The organism is Sphingobacterium lactis, assembly GCF_051951495.1.
Taxonomy (GTDB): Bacteria; Bacteroidota; Bacteroidia; order Sphingobacteriales; family Sphingobacteriaceae; genus Sphingobacterium; species Sphingobacterium lactis_A.
In genome coordinates, this window is record NZ_JBNHAS010000007.1 from 14,134 (window position 1) to 34,944 (window position 20,811).

Below are 20,811 nucleotides of genomic sequence, written 5' to 3' on the forward strand. Positions count from 1 at the left end.
TGCTAATGATAATTCGTTCTGCGTATCTTCCAGAGTTTTAATAATATAAATCCGAACAATGCTCCACCTACGTGTGCCAAGTGAGCAATGGATGAACCGCTTTGTGAAAAACCTAGATAAACTTCAATAACAATTAAGATTGGAATAAAGTACTTTGCTTTCACGGGTACTGGGAAAAATATCAGCATTAATTCTGCATTTGGGAATAAATATCCGAATGCTAAAAGTAAACCATAGATTGCCCCGGATGCACCTACCAAAGGCGTGCCATAAATTTCGTATAAGGATCTGAAATCAGATTCCGATAGTTGGTTAATTACATTGTCACCCAACTCATGTAATGGACGAATTGATCCAGTTAATTGATGAACCTCTATCGCTTGTATACCATATTGCAACACCAATGCCCCAAAACCACAGATTAAATAGTAGTTTAAGAACCGTTTCGGATCCAAAATACGCTCTATGGTAGCACCAAACATCACCAAAGCAAACATGTTGAAGAAAATGTGCCCAATGCCCCCATGCATAAACATGTAAGTCACCAGCTGCCATACCTTAAAGTTGGGAGAGTCGGGATAAAAGACACCCAGATGTATTATAAGACTTGGCAACAACCAAGAGGCAATAAAAAACAAGATGTTTAGAACCAACAGGTTCTTGGTAACAACAGGTAAATTTCCAAAGAAATTATTCATAGTTCTATATTTTGTTTAAATGCCTCTGCCAAAGCGTTCGGCTAGTTCTTGTAAGGTAATGGTAATAATAACAGGTTTCCCTGACAAAGAAATATTTGGTGCTTCACAAGCAAATAATCGATCTATTAGATCTTCCATTTCCTCATTGTCCAATTTACTGCCTTGTTTTATGGCTGCATTCTTAGCTAAGCTTTTTGCTAATTTCTCCCGTTTGCTTAATTTCAGGTCACTCTGATTCTTAAAATCTTCCAACAACTTCTCAATGATCTGCCCCTCGTTAATTTTCTCCAAATCTGCAGGGATTCCATCGACAATAAAGGTGCTTTTACCAAATGGTCTTAATTGAAATCCTAATGCCTGAATTTCAGGTAAGATATCTTGTACTAAAGCAAAATCTGCTGCCGTTAAATCAATGGTTTGTGGAAACAAACTCTGCTGACTAACACCTTGATTTTGCTGTAATTGTTGCTGAAACTGTTCAAAGAGAATACGCTCATGTGCCGACTGCTGATCAATCAACATAAAGCCTGAATGTATCTGTGATACGATATAACGATTATGCAACTGAAAAAATTGTTTCTTCGGTTGGTCTGAAGGCTGTATGACAGCACTTTCTTTAGCAGGCTCCTCCGGATGTAAGCTTAATTGTTCAGCTTCCTCCGTTTCGGTGATCTGGTATAAGGTATCCCAATTCTTTGGAATACTGCTCTTCTTTTCCAATTGTTCTGGATAAGTATAGCTGCGAGTAGACTTTGGTCGACCATCATCAAAGGGGTTGAAATTCGGATTGAAGTTGATCGTAGGAATCTGAATTTCCTCCAATGGTTTTGGCGTGATCAGATTATTAAAACCCGTCTCTTGCTCAAAGTCTAAAGTAGGCGCGATGTTAAATCGACCTAAACTACGCTTAACTGCTGAGCGTAAGATGGCATAAATAGCCTTCTCATCCTCATACTTTATTTCCGTCTTCGTTGGATGGACATTGATATCAATCTTAGATGGGTCTATATCAATGAATAATACATACAAAGGATAAGTCTCTGCTGGTAGAATCTCCTCATAGGCATTCATAACAGCATGATTCAAATAGGGATCTTTAATAAAGCGGTTATTTACAAAGAAAAACTGTTCACCGCGAGTCTTTTTTGCAAATTCAGGCTTCCCTATAAATCCTTTGATGTTCAATATGGTAGTCGTCTCTTCTACAGGAACAAGTCGTTGGTTGTAATTGTTTCCAAACAGATGGACAATTCTTTGCTTTAAGGTTTCTTTAGGTAAGTGAAACAGTTCATTTCCATCGCTGTGTAAGGAAAAGAATATGTTTGGATGTGCCAATGCCACACGTTGAAATTCATCAATGATATGACGTAATTCAACCGAATTACTTTTTAAGAAGTTCCTACGAGCTGGAATATTGAAAAAAAGATTCTTAACAGAAATGCTAGTCCCAGCAGTCACCTGATCGGGGTACTGTTGTATTACTTCTGAACCTTCTATTTCTAACACCGTACCCAACTCATCTTCAATGCGTCTCGTACGAAGTTCCACGTGTGCAATAGCAGCTATTGAGGCCATTGCCTCTCCACGGAATCCCATAGTGCGTATAGCAAATAGATCCTCTGCTTTACGGATCTTTGATGTAGCGTGACGCTCAAAACATAAGCGTGCATCTGTAACACTCATCCCACAGCCGTTATCTATCACTTGAATAAGCGATTTCCCGGCGTCCTTTATAATAAGCTTTATATGATCTGCTCCTGCATCGATAGCATTCTCCAACAATTCCTTGATCGCCGATGCTGGCCTTTGCACAACCTCACCCGCTGCAATCTGATTGGCCACTGAATCTGGGAGCAACTGAATAATATCCGACATAATTTACAAAGGTACAAATTTGACCTTATTTGCGTGTCCCTTAAAACCATACTTTTGTCGCCATTTTTCTATTTCTGTTGTTTCCAAACAAAATTATAACCTGGCTGATTTAAAGAATTTGCTTAACTATTCCTTATAAATTAAAAAGGGTCGCAATCCAGATAAGGATTGCGACCAATACTATTTTTAGACTAGGGTTTGTTTTTATGGAGCTTTAAAGTGCATCAAATATGGATAATGATCTGAAGCTGTATTACTATAAGAATCTTGAAGAATCTCGACATAATCACATTGCTTGGCTAATGACTCAGAAAGGTAACAATAGTCTAGGCGAAAACCTAAGAAATCACTACTCAAGTAATCTGTCTTTGTTGGAAAACTTGCCTTATAATATTTGTTATTTAATTGCGAAATAGCATCCTTAAATGGGCTATCCTCAAATAGCTTCATTGTTCTGTAATCGAAGGGAACTCGACTTGGGCGATATTTCTGCATGCTACCCAACCAAGCTTTTGTGCCCAGCATCGCTTCATCGACTGGTGTAATAGAATTAAAATCACCTGCAATTAAAACTGGACCATTTTTTTCTAATTCTTTTGCTAAGTCTACAACATAATTCGCCTCTTGGAATACAAGGTCATTACTCTGTGAAGAAAAATGAACTGCTAATATATTTAAACCAAATGTCTCTGCCCGGATAAAGCCATGAACTCGATTGGGAGGGTAATTGCTTTTTATCAAAATGCTTTCCGCATTTTTTATTTCTTGTTTGGATGTTATGCCTGTAGGATATCCTTCTTCTTTCAATAAATAACTGAAATCATGTCCATAAGTCTTAGCAAATTCTTGAAGTTCTTGTTTTTTAAAACCTACGAGTTCCTGAAAAACTATAACATCCGGATCTAATTTAGATACCCAATTGCTAAAAGCCGTCAAGTTATTGGCAATCTTTCCACCAAATCCATCTTTTACATTGTAAGACAAAACTGTTAACCCTGATTTTGGCGTAAGGACAATGGAAATGGTCTGATCCGAAGGCTTCACAATTATATCCTTATAAATTGGGTTGTAACCTTTCTTCAAAACAGTAATTCGAATCTCGGTATCCTCAAAGACCCTATAAGTAAGTTTGCCGGTATTGACTGTTTTTTCCTCTCGAGGTACCAACATGTTTACATCCGGTCGGCGTTTCGAAATAATTACTGTAGCATCCCCCGTAAGGACTTCTTGCTGCTCATTGACTAAATGAATAGCCACCTCTGTAGCTTTTAATAATGAGCTTGGCTTTGTTTCATCAGGACTTTCCTTACTGCAACTTGTAAATGAAAATACTACACCTGTAATGAACAGTAAGAGAATGCTTAATATGCTTTTGTTTTTCATTTCCTTAAACTTAATTTTTAGATAAACGGAAATTGGCGAAGTAATACACAATATCTTTTGCAGGTTTATAACCTCCAGTTATAGCCGGTTCACCACCGATATTGATCACAATTACACGATTGTGTTTATTCTTCATTAAACTAAGGTCAATTTTCATATCTACCCACTTGCCTAGCTGACTGTCGGTTAGTTTATTGTCGGTTTTACCTGGTTGCCATAACTCTTGACCATATGGACTTTCTGAAGGGAATGCCCACAAACGATTCATAAAACGTGGCCAGATAGCACGGAAATTATCATAGACCCCTGGGAAATGACTCTTATCAGGTGCAAATACTTTGAAGTTTAAATAAGGATATAAATCAGAGTTGAATTGATATTCCAACGGAATCTTAAATATAAATGATGCTGCCCGATCTCTTGGTATAACTTGAATTACATTCTTCAAGTTATTACCGGCAGGATAACTACTCGGATTTTTTACCAAATCGATCTTCCAGTTGGTCGCTTGCAGTTGCCCAGTAATCAACGAACTCAAAGGTAGCTCTGGTTCATTTTCAGTGTTTACTAAGGTTACTAAACCAGATTCTATATATGGCTGAATTAAATGATCAATACCTAAGGAATGCGGAATATACTTTACTTTCTTTACCATTTTGTTCTCTAGTAAATCAACTAAGAACTGCGCATTTACATCTGCCATATTTCCCGAACGACGAACATAGGGTAAAAATGGTCCACCACCTATACTTGCAGTAATCCCGTTATTATTGTAATTAACCGTGGTCATTTCAAAAAGAGTACCTCCAGTAAGATCTATCTCATCTAGGTTAGAGAAGTAAAAGAGATCTTGTAGACTTTGTGTGTGAATAGGGAAGGTAAGCTTTTTGATATTGGCAACCCCAGCAGCATTGAACGTAGTAACACCATTCTTTCTCAATATATCCGCCTCAGCAGGTAAGAATGTTGTAGAAGCAGAAGGCATATAAAAACTTACTTCTTGTTTCAGAATAACGGTATCTAAAATTTCTATCCCATTTACCTTAGGTACTACACGATAATCCACGTCTACATTGATCTCGTCACCAGTCTTTAGATTACCTGCAAAGATTCTTGGGTTTTCTGCTCGTGTTCCCTCATGTTTTTGCCCTGTCTGATCCACATAAGAGAAACTCAAATCACAATAGGTGAGCAGAATGGAAGATATATTATTTGCCCAATCCAAAACAGCAGTCGTTGGAGAGGCAAAAATCCTTGGGGATTGTACCGCAATAGTTGTCAATTCCGATTTCGTATATGGTATTAATGCGATCTCCTGCGGAACAGACTTGTTACCAAACTCATCTTGTGTATATACCCTGAAGCGATAAAGCTTGGATAATGTTAGGTTCGGGATATTAATCCAAGAAACTACAGAGTCAATTGTTATCCGTTCTTTGTCATATTCGACAATAGTTTTACTAGCTTTCCCTAGGTAAATCTGGTTACTAGGTATTCGTCCAGCTTTCATTAGGTCTATTTCTACACGCTCAAAACCAATTTTACCAGATATGGTGTCAAACTTCGCAGGGTAAACCCTTTCCTCTCCGAACTTCTCGATATTATCATACATTCCCTTGTTGCAGGAATTCATGCCCAACAGGATGAGCCAGGCAAGGATGCTTATTATTAAAATATTTTTCATTCCTATTTTATTTAGGTGTGCATTATTGGTGTAAACCGTTAATTACTGCACTTGGCTTTCATTAATTGCTTGCTTTTCTTCCGTATAAAGTGATTTCTGAAAGACCATTAGCGCCTGTTCCTGTATAATTGGATAAAAAGTCAGAAATCGCTTCATATCGGAACCAACGTGTTTTCTTCGTAAATGCGGGATAATCAGGATACATGTAAGCCATATCACCAGCTTCACCTGCTTTTACAACATCCAAATCACTTGGAACTAATGGAATTGGAATACTATGGAACCCAATCAAAACCCAGTCATCAATGTCTTCATCCCAGTAATACATGTTATAGGAACCCACATTTTCTGAACGGTAATATTGTCCTCGAATACCTAAAGATGCTGAACCATAACGGCGTTGATGGGTTACAACACGACTTAATTCGTAATAATCTCCCAAGTCAATCATCAAGTTCCAAGGCATGTTGCGATCAGCTAACTTCCCAGTTCTTCCTCGACCACCTGTATGCATGAAATTGAAATCTTCTCCTTTGTTAATAATACCATCAATGGTGTAGCGCGTTCTACCTTCAAAATCATTCCCAAATACCATAGGAACTCCTCCAATGGAATCATTTGGATTTGGAAGTTTCCACATTTTCTTCGGTACCAACTCATCTCTCAATAGGGTTACTTCACCTTTTTCGATAGGCTCAGTAATATTGCCATATAGATCCTCTACTCTAACCTTTACTTTTACCTTGTTGGAAGCAATATCATTGAGGCTGTGGATAAAACGACGATCTGCATCAGCCTTTGAACTGAAAATAGAGGTCACATTACGTTGTCCACTATTATCGGTGAATTCAAAATCTACATATACGTTGATATCCTGTTTAAGTTCATTTTTCCAATCCACAAAGAAAGAACCGAATCCTGGTCTTACTTCCATGGAACGAGCTACTCGTTGGTATGCAGGCTCAAGTGGTTCAATATTTACCGCCAATGGAGTGGATCTATTCCCAGCTCGATCTACTGCATAAACCTGAATCGTATGCATGTCCGTATTTGGTAAACCATAAACATCCAAAGAGTCCGTGAAATAGGAAGCATTGAACTTAAAGGTCTTGCCCTGACTGTTTGTATATTCAGCCTCTACTGAAAGTAGATCTTCGTCTTTAGGGATGTTATAAAATAATCTAGCTCCACCATAAAGCGATTTGTAATGTTTTAAAGTGACAGGTCCCGGAGGGGTACTGTCTTCAATATTGATGTTATATCGGTCTTTTTCCTTGCAGGCATTCAACATGCTCAAAAGCACGATGAAAACAGCTGGAAACCATAAAATATTTGTCTTACGTTTCATTGTTATTCAGATTTATTGGAATGATACATCATTTACTAATGACCTCAATTTGCTTAATTAACCCATCCTGGATTTTGAATAAGCTTGCTATTGGTATTGATTTCGTTGAGATCAATTGGCCATAGGTAATCGGTCAAGGTGAATCGTCTTTGCTGCTTGACACTTAGTACAAAAAAGGTCTTTGCATCTTTGCCATCTGTATCCCATCCCCAAATAGGTGATGAAAAGGCTTGTGTTGCCCGCTTGGTTCTCCACATATCCCAGAACCTTAACCCTTCAAATGCAAACTCAATAGAACGCTCCTGTAATATAATGTCCCTTAAACCTTCTTTATCACGGTGTTTGTTTAAGGTTCTTGTCAAACTTGCATTTCCCCAAGACTCCTGCACATCGGGAATCCCTGCACGGCGACGGATTTTGTTGATGTCCTCATATACCTGCTCTCCAGGGCCATAATATTCATTTTGAGCTTCGGCACGCATCAGGTACAGATCAGACATCCGAATTAATGGCAAAGGATATTTAATTACGCGTTCCCAGTTTCCAGATTGTGATTCCGGATGGGTTAGTTTTTGAACGCCAATTCCAGAAGCCAAGAAATCACTTGGAAAATAAGATGAGCTTCTGCCACCATCAGAATTGTAAAAAAACTGTGTATTAATCCGCACCCCATGCGCTCGCCAAAAGCCTCCAGTTATACCCAAATTAGCGTAAAACCTTGGCTCACGATTCAAGTACAGATTGATGGTTTCAGCACCCGGCTGCATATAGCCCTCAAGTTCTTCATATTCCGAATCATTGACACCAGGAAGACGAACAACATCATGTATACCATTTAAATCATATGTAAGATCTTCATCAATAGGTAAACCATTCTCCGTGTAATAGCGCTCTGCCATTTGGTAGGAAGCACCTAGCCATTGAAAGGATTGCGAACTACTATTGGCAAGACCATCGCCATAACCTATAGGAAGTCGAATGTTCGCAGCAGCACCTAAGCCAGCTGATCGGAAGTTAATTCCCGAGATCCCCCAAATTAACTCCTTATTCCAAGGATCTGTAATGACCATTCTCAAATCATATAGAACCTTCATTTTATCAGGATTCTTGTTGAAAGATTCCCTATCATAAAGAAATGCCTCTTTTGGATAAGTATACATCCCCATGCCGTTTTGTTCAGCAAGAGCAATTGCCTCATTCAATGCATCCAAGGCAAGCTTCCATTTTTCCTTGTCGTAATTCATCGGGAAGAAGGGTTCCCCTTCCGCATTGACAAAATCTCCGAAAAATTCCATATTACCATTGAAGAATGGACTTGCTTGGTAAACGAGAATACGTGCTTTTATAGCTTTTGCAGCAACTCGGTCTATTTGTCCCAAATCATTCTCCAATACGCGTTCCTTCAAATCGGGCATAGCTTCTTCAATTAGCCCTAGGATAAAATCAAAACTTTCCTTTACGGTTGAACGTGGGATAAATAATTCATCTTTTGTTGACTCTGGATTGGCTGTTTTTTTCATGATAACAATTGGACCGTATTGCTTCACCAATTGGAAAGCATAATAGGCCTTCAAGAATTTTACCTGAGCGGACCATTCTCTTTTTTCTTGATCCGTCATGTCCTTCACATTACCAATGTTTTCTAGAAATATATCTGCTTGACGCATGGCCTCGTACATGGGTTTCCCAGCACCCGTACCTGACCAGTAGCCCAACAAAGGAGATGTTTGAGACTGTAAACCCCGCATGATACGAATCCCACGTAAGTAATTTGAACTGTTGTTTAGATCCAAACGAGCTAACCATTCGTCACCAAGCAACCAAGAACTGTTATGTGTTAGGTCGTCATCAGGGATGTAACTGTAAACTTTCGCAAGAGCATTGTAAGCATCCTGCTTCAGATTGAAAATATTCTCTAATTTCAATGTGTTATCGGGTACTACATCTAAATACTTGGTACATCCCGATATGGATATGGCTATACCGCAAATAGCGGCTAGTATGGCTTTATTCATCGTATTCCTATTAAAAAATTAATTGAAAACCTAAGTTGTATCTTCTATTCGGTGGATATCCTAATCCCTTGCTTCCCATTTCTGGATCCCATAATTTAAAGCTGCTCAACACTAAGACATTTTGGGAGCTTAGGTAAATCCTAGACCCTTTGCGGATACCGAAACGCTCTAAGCCTTTTGGACTATAGCCAAGTTCCACTGACTTCAAGCGAAGGAAGCTGCCATCTCGTAACCACCAACTCGAGTTACGCGTGTTATTTGCAATGGCATTGGTGGATAATCGTGGCCAGAAGGCATGAATGTTAGGATTGGTTTCACTCCAATAATCATTAGCAATTATGGAAAGGGCATTCCGATGATCTACGAAGGGAGCAATCCCTTGATCGCCTGCATTGATAAAAAAGGATGTTCTGGCATTCCCTTGAAAAAAGAAAGAGAAATCTACTGCTTTGTAGCCCATGGATGCTCCAAATCCGTATTGAACCTCTGGGACTGTCGGATGACCGATTGGAACATAGTCGTTACTGTTAATAAGCCCATCAGAATTCACATCCATATACTTGATGTCTCCTGCCAGATATTCTCCAAAATCTTGTTTTGGTGAGTTGGCAATCTCATGTTCATCCACAAATAAACGCTCTGCAATCAAGCCTCGCGGTTGATTGATGTTTGTTCCAATACGCTTTAGGTATTCATCTGGATAATCTTTTTCATCCAATGCCACATACTTATTCGTAGCATAAGTGAAGTTACCACGTAGAGATAGCCAATAGTTCGGACTGAAGGTCTTGTTGAATTCAACCATACCATCAAAACCCTGAGAATTTACCTTTCCAACATTTCCACTAATAGCTGCTTCTAAACCTGCTGTAGACGGAAAGTTTTGGCGACTCATGTAGATCTTACTTCGGTAATCCTTAAAGAAATCACCTTCGATCTTTAACGCACTATTAAATAATCCCAATTCAAAACCTAGGTTAATCTTTTCGGATTGTTCCCATGTAATATTCGGGTTGGCATAACGATTCGTAGTATAACCACCGAATTCATTGTTAAATGTACTTCCCCAGGTATAGCCAGCACCTCCTAAGGAGATGTCTGAAAGGTAGAAGAAACGACCCGAGCGTCCTGCAATAGCGTCATTTCCAACAATACCCCATGTTCCTCGTAACTTCAACATGTTTACCGCAGGAGCAAATTTCTCCCAGAACTTTTCATTGGAAATCATCCATCCAGCACCAAATGATGGGAAGAATCCATAACGCTTATTGCCAGTAAACTTCTCCGAACCATTAAAACCATAGGCAAATTCTGCAAAATATCGTTCATCAAAACTGTAAGAAAAACGACCTGAATTTCCCATGTTTCGTTCAGGTAAGGTCTCATAAATGGATGTGCTATTTCCTGCTGTCAATAATTTCTCTTCCATCATACCTACAGTCATAGCAGAGATGCTATGCTTACCATAGATTTGATCCCAGTTGAAACGACCTTCAAAATAAAAGTGTCCATTTGAATTACGACTAGGTATTACATTTCCCAAATAGGGTTTTCCTGAAGTCGGGTTTAAAAGAAATAATTTATATTCACCTGTTACCTGATTGAAATCGTTAATATCGATGTCATAATAATAAGGTTCATAGCTCCTTCTTCCAGCATAACGGCTCCATGTCGTTGCCGAAGCTTTACCTTGGAATTTTAATCCTTTTGTAATAAAGTCTAAATCCTGAGAAAGCGTTGCTTGTGCAATGACGTTGTTCTCATTACGATCTTCATATCCGCGAACCATTTCCGCATATGGATTTGGCATTAATCCAGACTCCGTATACTTATTTCCAAACAGGATGTTTTCGGTGTAAAGATTGGCTGCATCCGGCTCATAATAAGGTGCGAAATCAACCGGATTAATGTTCATAATCATATTGAAGATACTGCTAGCCGAATGGAATGGACCATTGTATTTCTCGTATCGTGCTTGAATTCTTGTGTCTAGCTTGGTCGTTGGGGTCAATTTGAACAATACATTCGTACGAACATTATATCGACCAATATCAATGTTGTTGTTAAAGTTATTCTTGTTGTCTACCCTTAATAACCCCGCTTCTTTATCTGCACCAAATGCCACGTAATAAGTAGCTACCTGTCCACCACCGGAAATATTTAAGTTGACCTTCTTGTTGTCTACTGATTTGTTGAATAGTGTATTGTACCAATCAATGTTGGGATTTATCATCGGGTTTTCACCACGCATGGTTGATTGGATTTTCTGCTCGGAATAGTAAGTTCCCAACATCGGGTCTCTGGTAACTCGTGCTTCATTGTACAATTTCATGTATGAAACACCATCAATCATGTCAATCTCTTGAACAGGAGTGGCAACATGGTAATCTACACGAGCACTAAACTTTACTGGACCTTCCTTACCTGCCTTTGTGGTAACCATAATTATCCCATTCGCTCCACGAGCGCCATATAAAACTGTGGCTGATGCATCTTTTAGGATGGAGAAGGCTTCGATATCATCAGGTTGCAAACGAGCTAGGTTATCGGTGGTTGATTCAAAACCATCAATAAGAATTAAAGGTGATGATTGATAACCGAAAGTTGTTACTCCTCGAATAAAGAATTCCGCATTGTCTGCTCCTGGTTCTCCTGAAGGTGAAAAAGCAATCATCCCAGGTATTCTTCCTGCAAAAGCAGATGTTAGATTGGATGATGGAACTTGTAAATCTTTCGTGTTGACTGTGGTGATAGCACCAACAATGCTCGTTTTTTTCTGCTTACCAAAAGCAACCACAGTTACCTCTTCAATTGCCGAATCATCCTCTGATAGAAGGATTTCTAATACAAGTCGGTCCTTAACTGCTTCAACATGAGTTTTATAACCCATGAAACTAAATATTAAAGAGTCTTTAGTAACACTTTGGATGCTAAATCCACCATTTTCATCCGTCCCTACAGTTGTCCCCTTGAGTTTTGAGCGAACGCTTACGCCAGATAGGGTCTCACCAGTCTTTAAATCTTTTACAATTCCAGAGAGCGTTTTATCCTGCCCAAAAACGGAACTTGTAAAGAAAAGTGCAATAAGAACCCCTAATACAAAGTAATGTATTTTCATAGTTAATAATTAATCAAATTTTGTACATCAAGGATGGTTAGTCCCTGCTCTTTTTAATCGAATGCTATTATCCCTGCTTTATCCCCGACTAGTTATAGTGCTTGGATCTGGAAGGATAATTTCTACGATTGGTTTGGTCTGTGTTACCTTTCCGTTGGAGAAAAGGTGTTACTGCATTTTTAAGTTTTTTCATGATTGTTTTAGTTCGTAAAGTTGATTTCAACAAATTTCATGAATTAAGTTTTAACTAAACCCTTTTGATACGTTGGTCTCAAAAAAATCAAAATAAGGTTTGGTATTAAAGTGTTGATAAATAGATTTTTATAAAAATATTTAACAGTGAAAATCAAACTTTTTTAAACCAAACTCCAACTGGAATTATTAGGATTATTCTTGCTTATTTTAGAAAATTTGAACTAACAAAGGATACTTCAAAGTAGCTTAACTTTAAGTTTATTTAAAGGTAATATTGAAGGATAGAGTGCTATGGAAGGAATAGAAATTTTAGCAATTAATCTTCCAAAAGTTGAAATGCTTGATTCTTTCTATAATCTCGAATAGTGTCTTCGAATGTTTCAGGGTCGAATGATTTGTTCTTTATTTTTGAACGATAGGTATAAATGGTACTGATAGAGCAGCGTAGAAATCTTGCGATTTTATGGCTATCACAAATGCCTAATCTTATTAAGGCATATATTCGCAATTCGGTGTTAAGCAATTCATTCTTTTTTAGTATTTGCTGATCAGTAGGAGGGAAGAGGTTGTTGAATTCCTCTACGAAATCAGGGAATAGCTTTAGAAATGTCTCATCAAAATTCTGTAGAAAGTCCTTTTGCTCCGAATCGATATAACTTTTGGAATTCAGTTCTTTTTGTAATTTTTCATACTTGCCAATTTTGAGTAATCGGCGTAGTTTATTTCGGTAATCATCTAATTTATCTATATTATCAGAACACAGGTCAATAAACTTACTCAAGTAGGTTTCTTTAATGATACCTGTAGAAACCAATTCATTATTCAGAAAGACAAGTTGACTATTCGCCAGATGTAATTTCGCATTGGAATAATTTAACGATTGGCTAACTTGATTCAACTCTTTGTTTATAGATTTTAAATCTATTAAGCTTTTACTTAATTGGTTTTTAGTTTTTCTGATTTTTCGATATTGTAAACCAATCCCAACCAATAAACTGGAACAGAGAAAGAAACCAAGTAAGATAACATTCCTTTGGTTTATTAGCCTTTCATTATAAGAGTCATATATCTTCGGAAGGACTTGAGTAATGGCTTGAAACCAACGAAAAGCACCACAATAGATAGCATCTTCTAATGATATCTCAATAAATTTATACGCAGTTTCTGTATCTCCTTGTTCATGTAATAGAATAGCCAATTTCCATAAGGAAACATAGGATTTTACAGAATGCTCTATATCCGTTATGGCAGAAATAGAAAGATGAAGCATTTCAGACTCCAGATCTCCTTTCAACCTGTATAGGTCGGCCATATAAAATGCTACATTGGCTAGATCTCGGTCAGAGGAATTCATCCGATCACAAACCGGTTTGAGAATTTCTAGCGCTTCATCCAATTTTCCGGAAGCTTTCAGCTGATTAGAAAGATGAATAGATGACCAAATGGATCCTTTAGATGCATACTTGGTCAGAGAATCAAGATTTGATTGGATATGTACTTTATATTTCTGTTGTTGCTGATTACTATTTACCTGTACATTCAAACTTTTATATAAATCCAAATGTGTTGTATAATAAAGTTCTTTTAAGTGGTCTGGGATTGCAATATTAGGTTCAAATTTCTGTTCCAAAAGAACCTCACATTCCTTGTACATGCCAAGTAGGGTATAGGATTTGGCTGTATAAAGTGTAGATTCAATTCTCTTGTCTAAATCTCCTACCAATGGACCTTCGGTCAATTGACGCATGTTCTCTGCATAATATAGCGCACTGTCTATTTGCAGGTCGATGTACATATCAAATAAATCTTTTGATAGCTGATATTCTTTCGTCGCACTCTTCGTACTATTCAAACTTCTTTTAGCCAAATCAATACGCTGAAGCTTTTCCCTTAAGTAATAGTCTCTTTTGGCCACCATGGTTTTCAACTCTCGAAATGAACTTTCAAAAGATTCCCGAGATTGGGCATAGCTGATAATGGAAAAGCAACTTATTAAGATTGCTAGAATTAAAGGTTTGATAAGCTTATAGGTTGCCTATAACGAGAATCTCGCTATAGAAATTCATAATTAGATTTAATGCCAATATACTGAATTCAGTAGACAAATGCTCTTAATTCCCCAATATTGTTGTAAAATCCCTTCTTATGCTGGACGAAATTATAAGTTGGAGATTAAGGAAACATCACCCTCATATTATGGATGTATTAAATTAGGCTACGCTTAAACGGTTTATCTAGAATGGGTAAAATCATACCCGAACTGATTTTATTGCAAAGTTTTGTAATCATTATTTTGCAATAAAAAATAACGCTGAAATATTGTCCATAAAAAAAACCGCACTTAAAATTCTCTAAGTGCGGCCAATGATTTATATTCTCGTTCCTTTATACGGTGACTTTTTGATCGACTAGTTCCCCAATCAACTCTATCGCTTTATCCAAATCTTCCTTCGTAACAGTCAGATGCGGTCTGAAGCGAATACTACAATCGCCACAACCTAAAATAAGCATTTGCTTATTCATAGCATCCTGAACAAACTTATCGCGAATCTCTTTGCTGGGAAGGTCAAAGGCACATAATAAACCTTTTCCGCGAACCGCAGTGATCATATCATGCTTCTCCGCCAAATCAGAAAGTCTTTTCTGCAAGTACTCACCCAGAGTAGCAGCTTTCTCCACCAAATTCTCTATTTCAATAATCTCTAAGATCAATCGGAAGCGAACCATGTCCACCAAGTTACCTCCAAAAGTAGAATTAATACGGCTGGACTCTTTGAATACATGGTGCTCCACACGATCAAATTTCTCCTTACTCGCTAGAATACCACATACCTGGGTTTTCTTACCAAAAGAAATAACATCAGGGATAATGCCGTAATGCTCATAGCACCACATTTTTCCGGTCATAGCAATACCTGTCTGCACCTCATCCAAAACTAAGATGATATCGTTGCGATCACAGATATCACGCAATGCTTGGAAAAACTCCTTGCGGAAGTGATTATCTCCACCTTCAGCCTGTATAGGCTCTAAAATTAAACAAGCAATATCATTCGGATTTGCTGCTATAGCATTCTCAATTTCCGCCAAAGCCTTTTTCTCCACCTCAATCGTGTCATTAATGGATTCCTCCGTTAATGGAAAACTTAATTTCGGATTGGTAATTCTTGGCCAGTTGAACTTAGGAAAGTATTGATATTTCCTTGGGTCACTTGTATTTGTTAAGGATAGTGTGTATCCCGTTCTACCGTGGAAAGCCTGTTTAAAATGGATTACCTGACTTGCTTCTGTAGAAATCCCCTTCGATTGATTAAGTCTTGTCTTCCAGTCGAAGGCTGCTTTCAATGCATTTTCTACTGCTAATCCACCACCATCGATGAAAAAGCAATAACCCAATTCCGAAGGAATGGCTACGCGTTCAAAAGTGTCGACAAAGTCGGCATACTCCTTTGGATAGATGTCGGATAGGGCAAGCTTATTGATGGCAGAATCTTTTAAAGCTTCTGCATTGGCAACAATGTGCGGGTGATTGTACCCCACTGGCGAAGATGCGAACATGCTGAACATATCCAAATATTCTTTGCCGTCGACATCGACAATATAGGACCCATGTGATTTTTCCAGGTCTATCACAACTGGCAACCCATCTGCCAGTATATGTTTTGCTAAACGTTGATGTGTTTCTCTCATATTTACTGTTTATAAATCAAATTTGATACCTTGTGCTAAAGGTAAATTACTGGTATAATTGATTGTGTTTGTTTGTCTTCGCATATAAACTTTCCAAGCGTCAGATCCAGATTCTCTTCCTCCTCCTGTCTCTTTCTCCCCACCAAATGCTCCACCAATCTCTGCTCCAGATGTTCCAATGTTTACATTGGCAATACCACAGTCTGAACCGTTCTGACTCAAGAATAATTCTGCCTCACGTAAATTGTTGGTCATAATCGCCGATGATAATCCTTGACGAACGCCATTCTGTAAACTAATAGCCTCCGAAACCTCACCGCTGTATTTAATTAAGTATAAAATAGGAGCAAAGGTCTCGTGCTGAACAATCTCATAATGATTTTCAACCTCCGCAATAACCGGTGTTACATAACATCCGCTTTCATAGCCTTTTCCTTTTAATACTTCGCCTTTAGTTAGTAGTTTACCTCCCTCAGCTTTTATCTTGTCCAATGCAGATAGGTACATGTTAACTGCATCCGTATCAATCAAAGGACCCATATGATTGTTGCTATCCAACGGATCACCAATCTTAATTTGTTTGTAGGCATCTACCAAAGCTTTTTTCACTTGATCGTAAATGCTATCATGAATGATTAATCGACGCGTACTGGTACAGCGCTGACCGGCTGTTCCTACAGCACCAAACACAGCACCAATGATGGTCATCTTCAAATCAGAACTTGGCGTAACGATAATAGCGTTGTTTCCTCCTAATTCCAATAGGGATTTCCCTAGACGTTTTGCCACTGTTGCAGCAACGATTTTACCCATTCGGGTAGACCCTGTTGCAGATATCAAGGGAATACGCTCATCTTCCGACATCCATGCACCCACTTCTGCAGCTCCACTGATGATCGAAGAGATACCCTCAGGCAATTTATTCGCCTTAAGGATTTCAGCAAGAATTTTCTGACATGCTACGGCGCATAACGGCGTCTTTTCACTGCCTTTCCAAACAATGACATCTCCACAAACCAAAGCTAATGCGGCATTCCAAGACCAAACAGCAACCGGAAAATTGAAGGCACTGATGATCCCTACTATGCCCAATGGATGGTATTGATCGTACATTCGGTGACCTGGACGCTCGGAATGAATGGTATTTCCGTACAATTGTCTCGATAAACCTACCGCAAAATCGCAAATGTCAATCATCTCCTGAACTTCACCCATTCCTTCTTGATAGGACTTGCCCATCTCATAGGAAACCAATTTTCCCAATACAGGCTTTAATTCGCGAAGTTTATCACCCAATTGACGTACTACCTCTCCACGCTTTGGTGCAGGAATATCACGCCATATTGATTTAGCCTTTTCAGCTGCTTCTATAACTTTATCATACTCTTTTCGAGTAGTACATTGAACCTTAGCAATCAGTTTCCCGTTCGTAGGTGAACTCGAACTGATGATATCTCCCTTCGCAAACCATTTGCTACCAGTAGATGTGCCTAAGTTTTCCGCCTCGATTCCAAGTGCTTTTAATTCTTTTGATGTCATGCTGTGGTTTATATTATTCGAAATTTTAATAAATATAGAGAATATATTTTGTTATTCAATACGTTTTACTGAATATAATATCTTTTCATGGCAAAATTTGTTACTTATGAATCGAATCTAACGAATTCTCCTTGATTTTCTCCCGTACCCCAATATCTTTTGATAAATATTTAACAATCAATATGATGTACGATTCCATCATCTTTTTTATGCTATAAAACACCATTTTTAAAAAATGATCTTCATTACTCTCTTGGATTTTTTAAGCTAAATCAGCTTTTATACTCTAAACATTCCCTAATTTTAGTTAGCAACTAATACGAAGAAGTAAATGAATGGATGAAATAAACATCCTATATATATAACAATACAGCAACACATAAAAAACAAACTAAAAATTAAAGATTATAGATCGGAAAATGGAATCTTAAATCTGTTGTCTGAAATCTATCGTCTTAACACTAATTCAAATGGACTACTACCAAATCGAAGAATTGCTTAATCCGGAGCACCTACTAATTCGTGATAGCATACGCGAATTTGTTAAATCGGATATAAAACCTGTCATAGATCAATATGCCCAGGAGCATAAGGAAATTCCCCAATTGATGAAAAAACTGGGAGGTATCGGTGCTTTAGGACCTTTTATCCCGGAGGAATATGGAGGGGCTGGTCTCGATCAGATGGCTTATGGCTTAATCATGCAGGAGTTGGAATATGGCGATTCGGCTATACGTTCTGCGGCATCTGTGCAATCCTCCCTCGTGATGTTCCCCATTTTTACCTTTGGTTCTGAAGAACAGAAAGGACGTTTTCTACCACAGTTGGCTACAGGAGACCTTATTGGTGCATTCGGACTCACGGAGCCCAATCATGGTTCTTATCCCGGGGGAATGGAAACTAAGTTGATTGCTGATGGCGATGGTTACCGACTTTCTGGTGCTAAAATGTGGATTACCAATGCCCCGATATGTGATATTGCGGTGGTTTGGGCAAGAGATGAAGAAGGAAAAGTGCGTGGGGTAATCGTAGAACGTGCTATGGAAGGCTTTACTACGCCAGAGACATTGCACAAATGGTCTCTTCGTGCCTCCAAAACCGGCGAACTGGTATTTGACCAAGTCTTTATCCCTAAAGAAAATGTGCTTCCTTTAGTTAATAGCATGAAAGGTCCACTTTCCTGTCTGAACTCAGCTCGATATGGTATTTCTTGGGGTGCCATTGGTGCGGCAATTGATTGCTATGAAACGGCACTGCAATACGCTAAAGAACGGGAACAATTTGGTAAACCTATTGCTTCCTTTCAACTACAACAGAAAAAACTGGCCGAAATGGCAACTGAAATCACCAAAGCGCAATTGTTATCCTGGCGATTAGCGACCTTAAAAGAACAAAACCGAGCAACTCCGGCACAAATCTCCATGGCCAAAAGAAACAATGTGCACATGGCATTGCAAGTAGCTCGAGAAGCTAGGCAAGTACTAGGCGCAATGGGTATTGTTGGCGATTTCCCAATTATGAGACACATGATGAATCTGGAATCTGTGATTACCTATGAAGGAACTCATGATGTGCACCTCTTAATAACAGGTCAGGACATTACAGGAATCAATGCTTTCTAAATGGAGTACCTATAAGGATAACAATATATTATTGGGAGAGTAGTTTGCTCTCCATTTCTTGGAATCGAGTCAAGCGGATGGTATTCTTGCCTTCGCTTGACTTTTCCGTCCATATCATATCGCCATTAGCCTCTTTCTTATAATATAGATCCAATCCCTTTTCTCCACTTTTGGTTATTATCTTCAGATGCTTCTTGCTCGTGTCTATTATCGCAGAATATTCTACCATAGTCCCATCATCATATTTTATTTTCATGAGATCCTTATTGAAAAAATAGATGTACTTCCAGCGGGAGGGTATGCCAAGTTGTTTGGCCTCATCAAGCTGATCTTTGCCAACAAAGTATGCTCCATAAAGCTCAAATTTCTTGTCCTGGAATTGGTTTAGCCATATGATTGTCTGCTCATTTATTTGGTAATGTCTTCCGATGCTTCCTACTATCAATATATACTTCGCAACGATAAGTAGGATTATTAAATACCTCTTATATATAGGAGGGCTTGGCATAGGAACCAATTGGCTCGCTTCTCCTTTAAAGAAGATCTTCCATAAACTGATGATGTTTGGAAGTAAGAGATAAAGCGATAAGAACATCAATCCCCCTGAAATGATTTTTACAGGGATGTCATAACAGATGTTTAAAATAAATATATTTAAAGAGACTGCAAAGCTTATCAATGCTCCCAAAGTGGCTGTTTTTCGAAACAACAGTAATATGGCCAAGCATTCTGCTATTCCTAAGAACAGATTGTACCCCGTTGAATAGCCAAAAAATGACCATGCTAATCCCATTGGCGTAAAATCGCCCAAGGGTTTCGTCAATTCAACCATAGATGGTGTAGGGAACTGTGTCTTGATGACTTTTACCAAACCATAGGTAAAGAGCATTAATCCGATGTAATACCGTATGAATGTTGTTAACAAATACTGCGCTTTTGGGAATACTTGCCTTTTGCGATCGAATAAAGCCCAGATTATGGTACCCAATACGGCTGCAATGCTGATTAGTCCTAAAACCTGCAAGTCTACTTTCCATACACCCCAGACTATTTCTTGGCCAAGGTTGTCAGGATTTAAGTCTAATATAATATAGCAGAGTTTCCTGAACAGGTTGCTAACGTACTGGAGGGGGATAAAAGCCCCATTGTTAAACGCAAGGATATATTGTAGGATCAGCAAAAAACTAAATCGAAACAGAATTGGATTTTTTGGGAATGTGTAAGTAGTACTTGTCATTTTCGCTTTTTCCATAATAAGATTTCTTGGCTCTTCTAAAGTTAATGGAAAATTAATAGGATGTTATTCTTATCTGAAAGCTTTAAGATTAATTAACATCTTATACTATTTTGTTATCCCTCGATTCTTGCTTTATGAAATTTTTACAATAAGGTCTTATGCCTCTCCGAATTTAGATTGATTATGCTCCCTTATATTATATATACTATAAGAGATAATATTATGACTCCATTTTAGTTCGTGTTGAACTCGTATCTGACAGGGGTTTCCTTCGAGAACCCTAGGGAATTTCCTCGGATCTGACAGGGATCTTGTTCGGATCTCGTTCGGTCGGAACCGAACGAGATCCGAAGGAGTTCCGAACGAGTTCCGAAGGAGATCCGAAGGGTTCTCGAATCCAACCCCTG

12 protein-coding genes are annotated in these 20,811 nt (G+C 38.4%); 1 reads left to right on the forward strand and 11 read right to left on the reverse strand.

The annotated features are described in order from the left end of the window. Positions 1 to 2: 2 nt before the first annotated feature. The 10 genes from ACP6L2_RS17845 to amaB all read right to left on the reverse strand — a co-directional run bounded on the left by ACP6L2_RS17845 (position 3) and on the right by amaB (position 17,545). Positions 3 to 698: a rhomboid family intramembrane serine protease gene (locus ACP6L2_RS17845; RefSeq protein WP_440510605.1), complete on the reverse strand. Its 696-nt coding sequence runs from the start codon at positions 696 to 698 to the stop codon at positions 3 to 5. Positions 699 to 713: 15 nt separating this feature from the next. Then, complete coding sequence (mutL, locus tag ACP6L2_RS17850) at positions 714 to 2,573, reverse strand: DNA mismatch repair endonuclease MutL (protein WP_440510606.1); 1,860 nt, start codon at positions 2,571 to 2,573, stop codon at positions 714 to 716. A 204-nt stretch (positions 2,574 to 2,777) separates the two neighbouring features. Next, entirely contained in the window at positions 2,778 to 3,956 is a 1,179-nt protein-coding gene (locus tag ACP6L2_RS17855) for an endonuclease/exonuclease/phosphatase family protein (RefSeq protein WP_440510607.1), read from the reverse strand. A 10-nt stretch (positions 3,957 to 3,966) separates the two neighbouring features. Continuing rightward, positions 3,967 to 5,640, reverse strand: a complete 1,674-nt coding sequence (locus tag ACP6L2_RS17860) for a DUF4998 domain-containing protein (RefSeq protein WP_440510608.1) — start codon at positions 5,638 to 5,640, stop codon at positions 3,967 to 3,969. Between the two features lie 61 nt (positions 5,641 to 5,701). Then, on the reverse strand, positions 5,702 to 6,988 hold the full coding sequence (locus ACP6L2_RS17865) for a DUF4959 domain-containing protein (RefSeq protein ID WP_440510609.1): 1,287 nt from the start codon (positions 6,986 to 6,988) through the stop codon (positions 5,702 to 5,704). Positions 6,989 to 7,041: 53 nt separating this feature from the next. Next, positions 7,042 to 9,003 (reverse strand): RagB/SusD family nutrient uptake outer membrane protein, encoded by a 1,962-nt coding sequence (locus ACP6L2_RS17870; RefSeq protein WP_440510610.1) that lies wholly within the window; start codon positions 9,001 to 9,003, stop codon positions 7,042 to 7,044. 10 nt (positions 9,004 to 9,013) lie between these two features. Continuing rightward, positions 9,014 to 12,121: a SusC/RagA family TonB-linked outer membrane protein gene (locus ACP6L2_RS17875; protein WP_440510611.1), complete on the reverse strand. Its 3,108-nt coding sequence runs from the start codon at positions 12,119 to 12,121 to the stop codon at positions 9,014 to 9,016. 511 nt (positions 12,122 to 12,632) lie between these two features. After that, positions 12,633 to 14,234 (reverse strand): DUF6377 domain-containing protein, encoded by a 1,602-nt coding sequence (locus tag ACP6L2_RS17880; protein ID WP_440510612.1) that lies wholly within the window; start codon positions 14,232 to 14,234, stop codon positions 12,633 to 12,635. A 467-nt stretch (positions 14,235 to 14,701) separates the two neighbouring features. Then, the gene (gene lat / locus ACP6L2_RS17885; RefSeq protein ID WP_440510613.1) at positions 14,702 to 16,006 is read right to left on the reverse strand and encodes an L-lysine 6-transaminase; all 1,305 of its coding nucleotides are present in this window, start codon (positions 16,004 to 16,006) and stop codon (positions 14,702 to 14,704) included. Positions 16,007 to 16,015: 9 nt separating this feature from the next. Next, a complete protein-coding gene (gene amaB / locus ACP6L2_RS17890) occupies positions 16,016 to 17,545 on the reverse strand; it encodes an L-piperidine-6-carboxylate dehydrogenase (protein WP_440510614.1) in 1,530 nt (509 codons plus the stop codon). A gap of 470 nt (positions 17,546 to 18,015) precedes the next feature. Between amaB and ACP6L2_RS17895 the strand changes: the two genes are divergently transcribed. Further along, positions 18,016 to 19,167: an acyl-CoA dehydrogenase family protein gene (locus ACP6L2_RS17895; protein WP_440510615.1), complete on the forward strand. Its 1,152-nt coding sequence runs from the start codon at positions 18,016 to 18,018 to the stop codon at positions 19,165 to 19,167. Between the two features lie 28 nt (positions 19,168 to 19,195). On the opposite strand, the gene ACP6L2_RS17900 is transcribed toward ACP6L2_RS17895, so the two are convergent. Further along, entirely contained in the window at positions 19,196 to 20,419 is a 1,224-nt protein-coding gene (locus ACP6L2_RS17900) for a hypothetical protein (RefSeq protein ID WP_440510616.1), read from the reverse strand. Positions 20,420 to 20,811 lie beyond the last annotated feature (392 nt).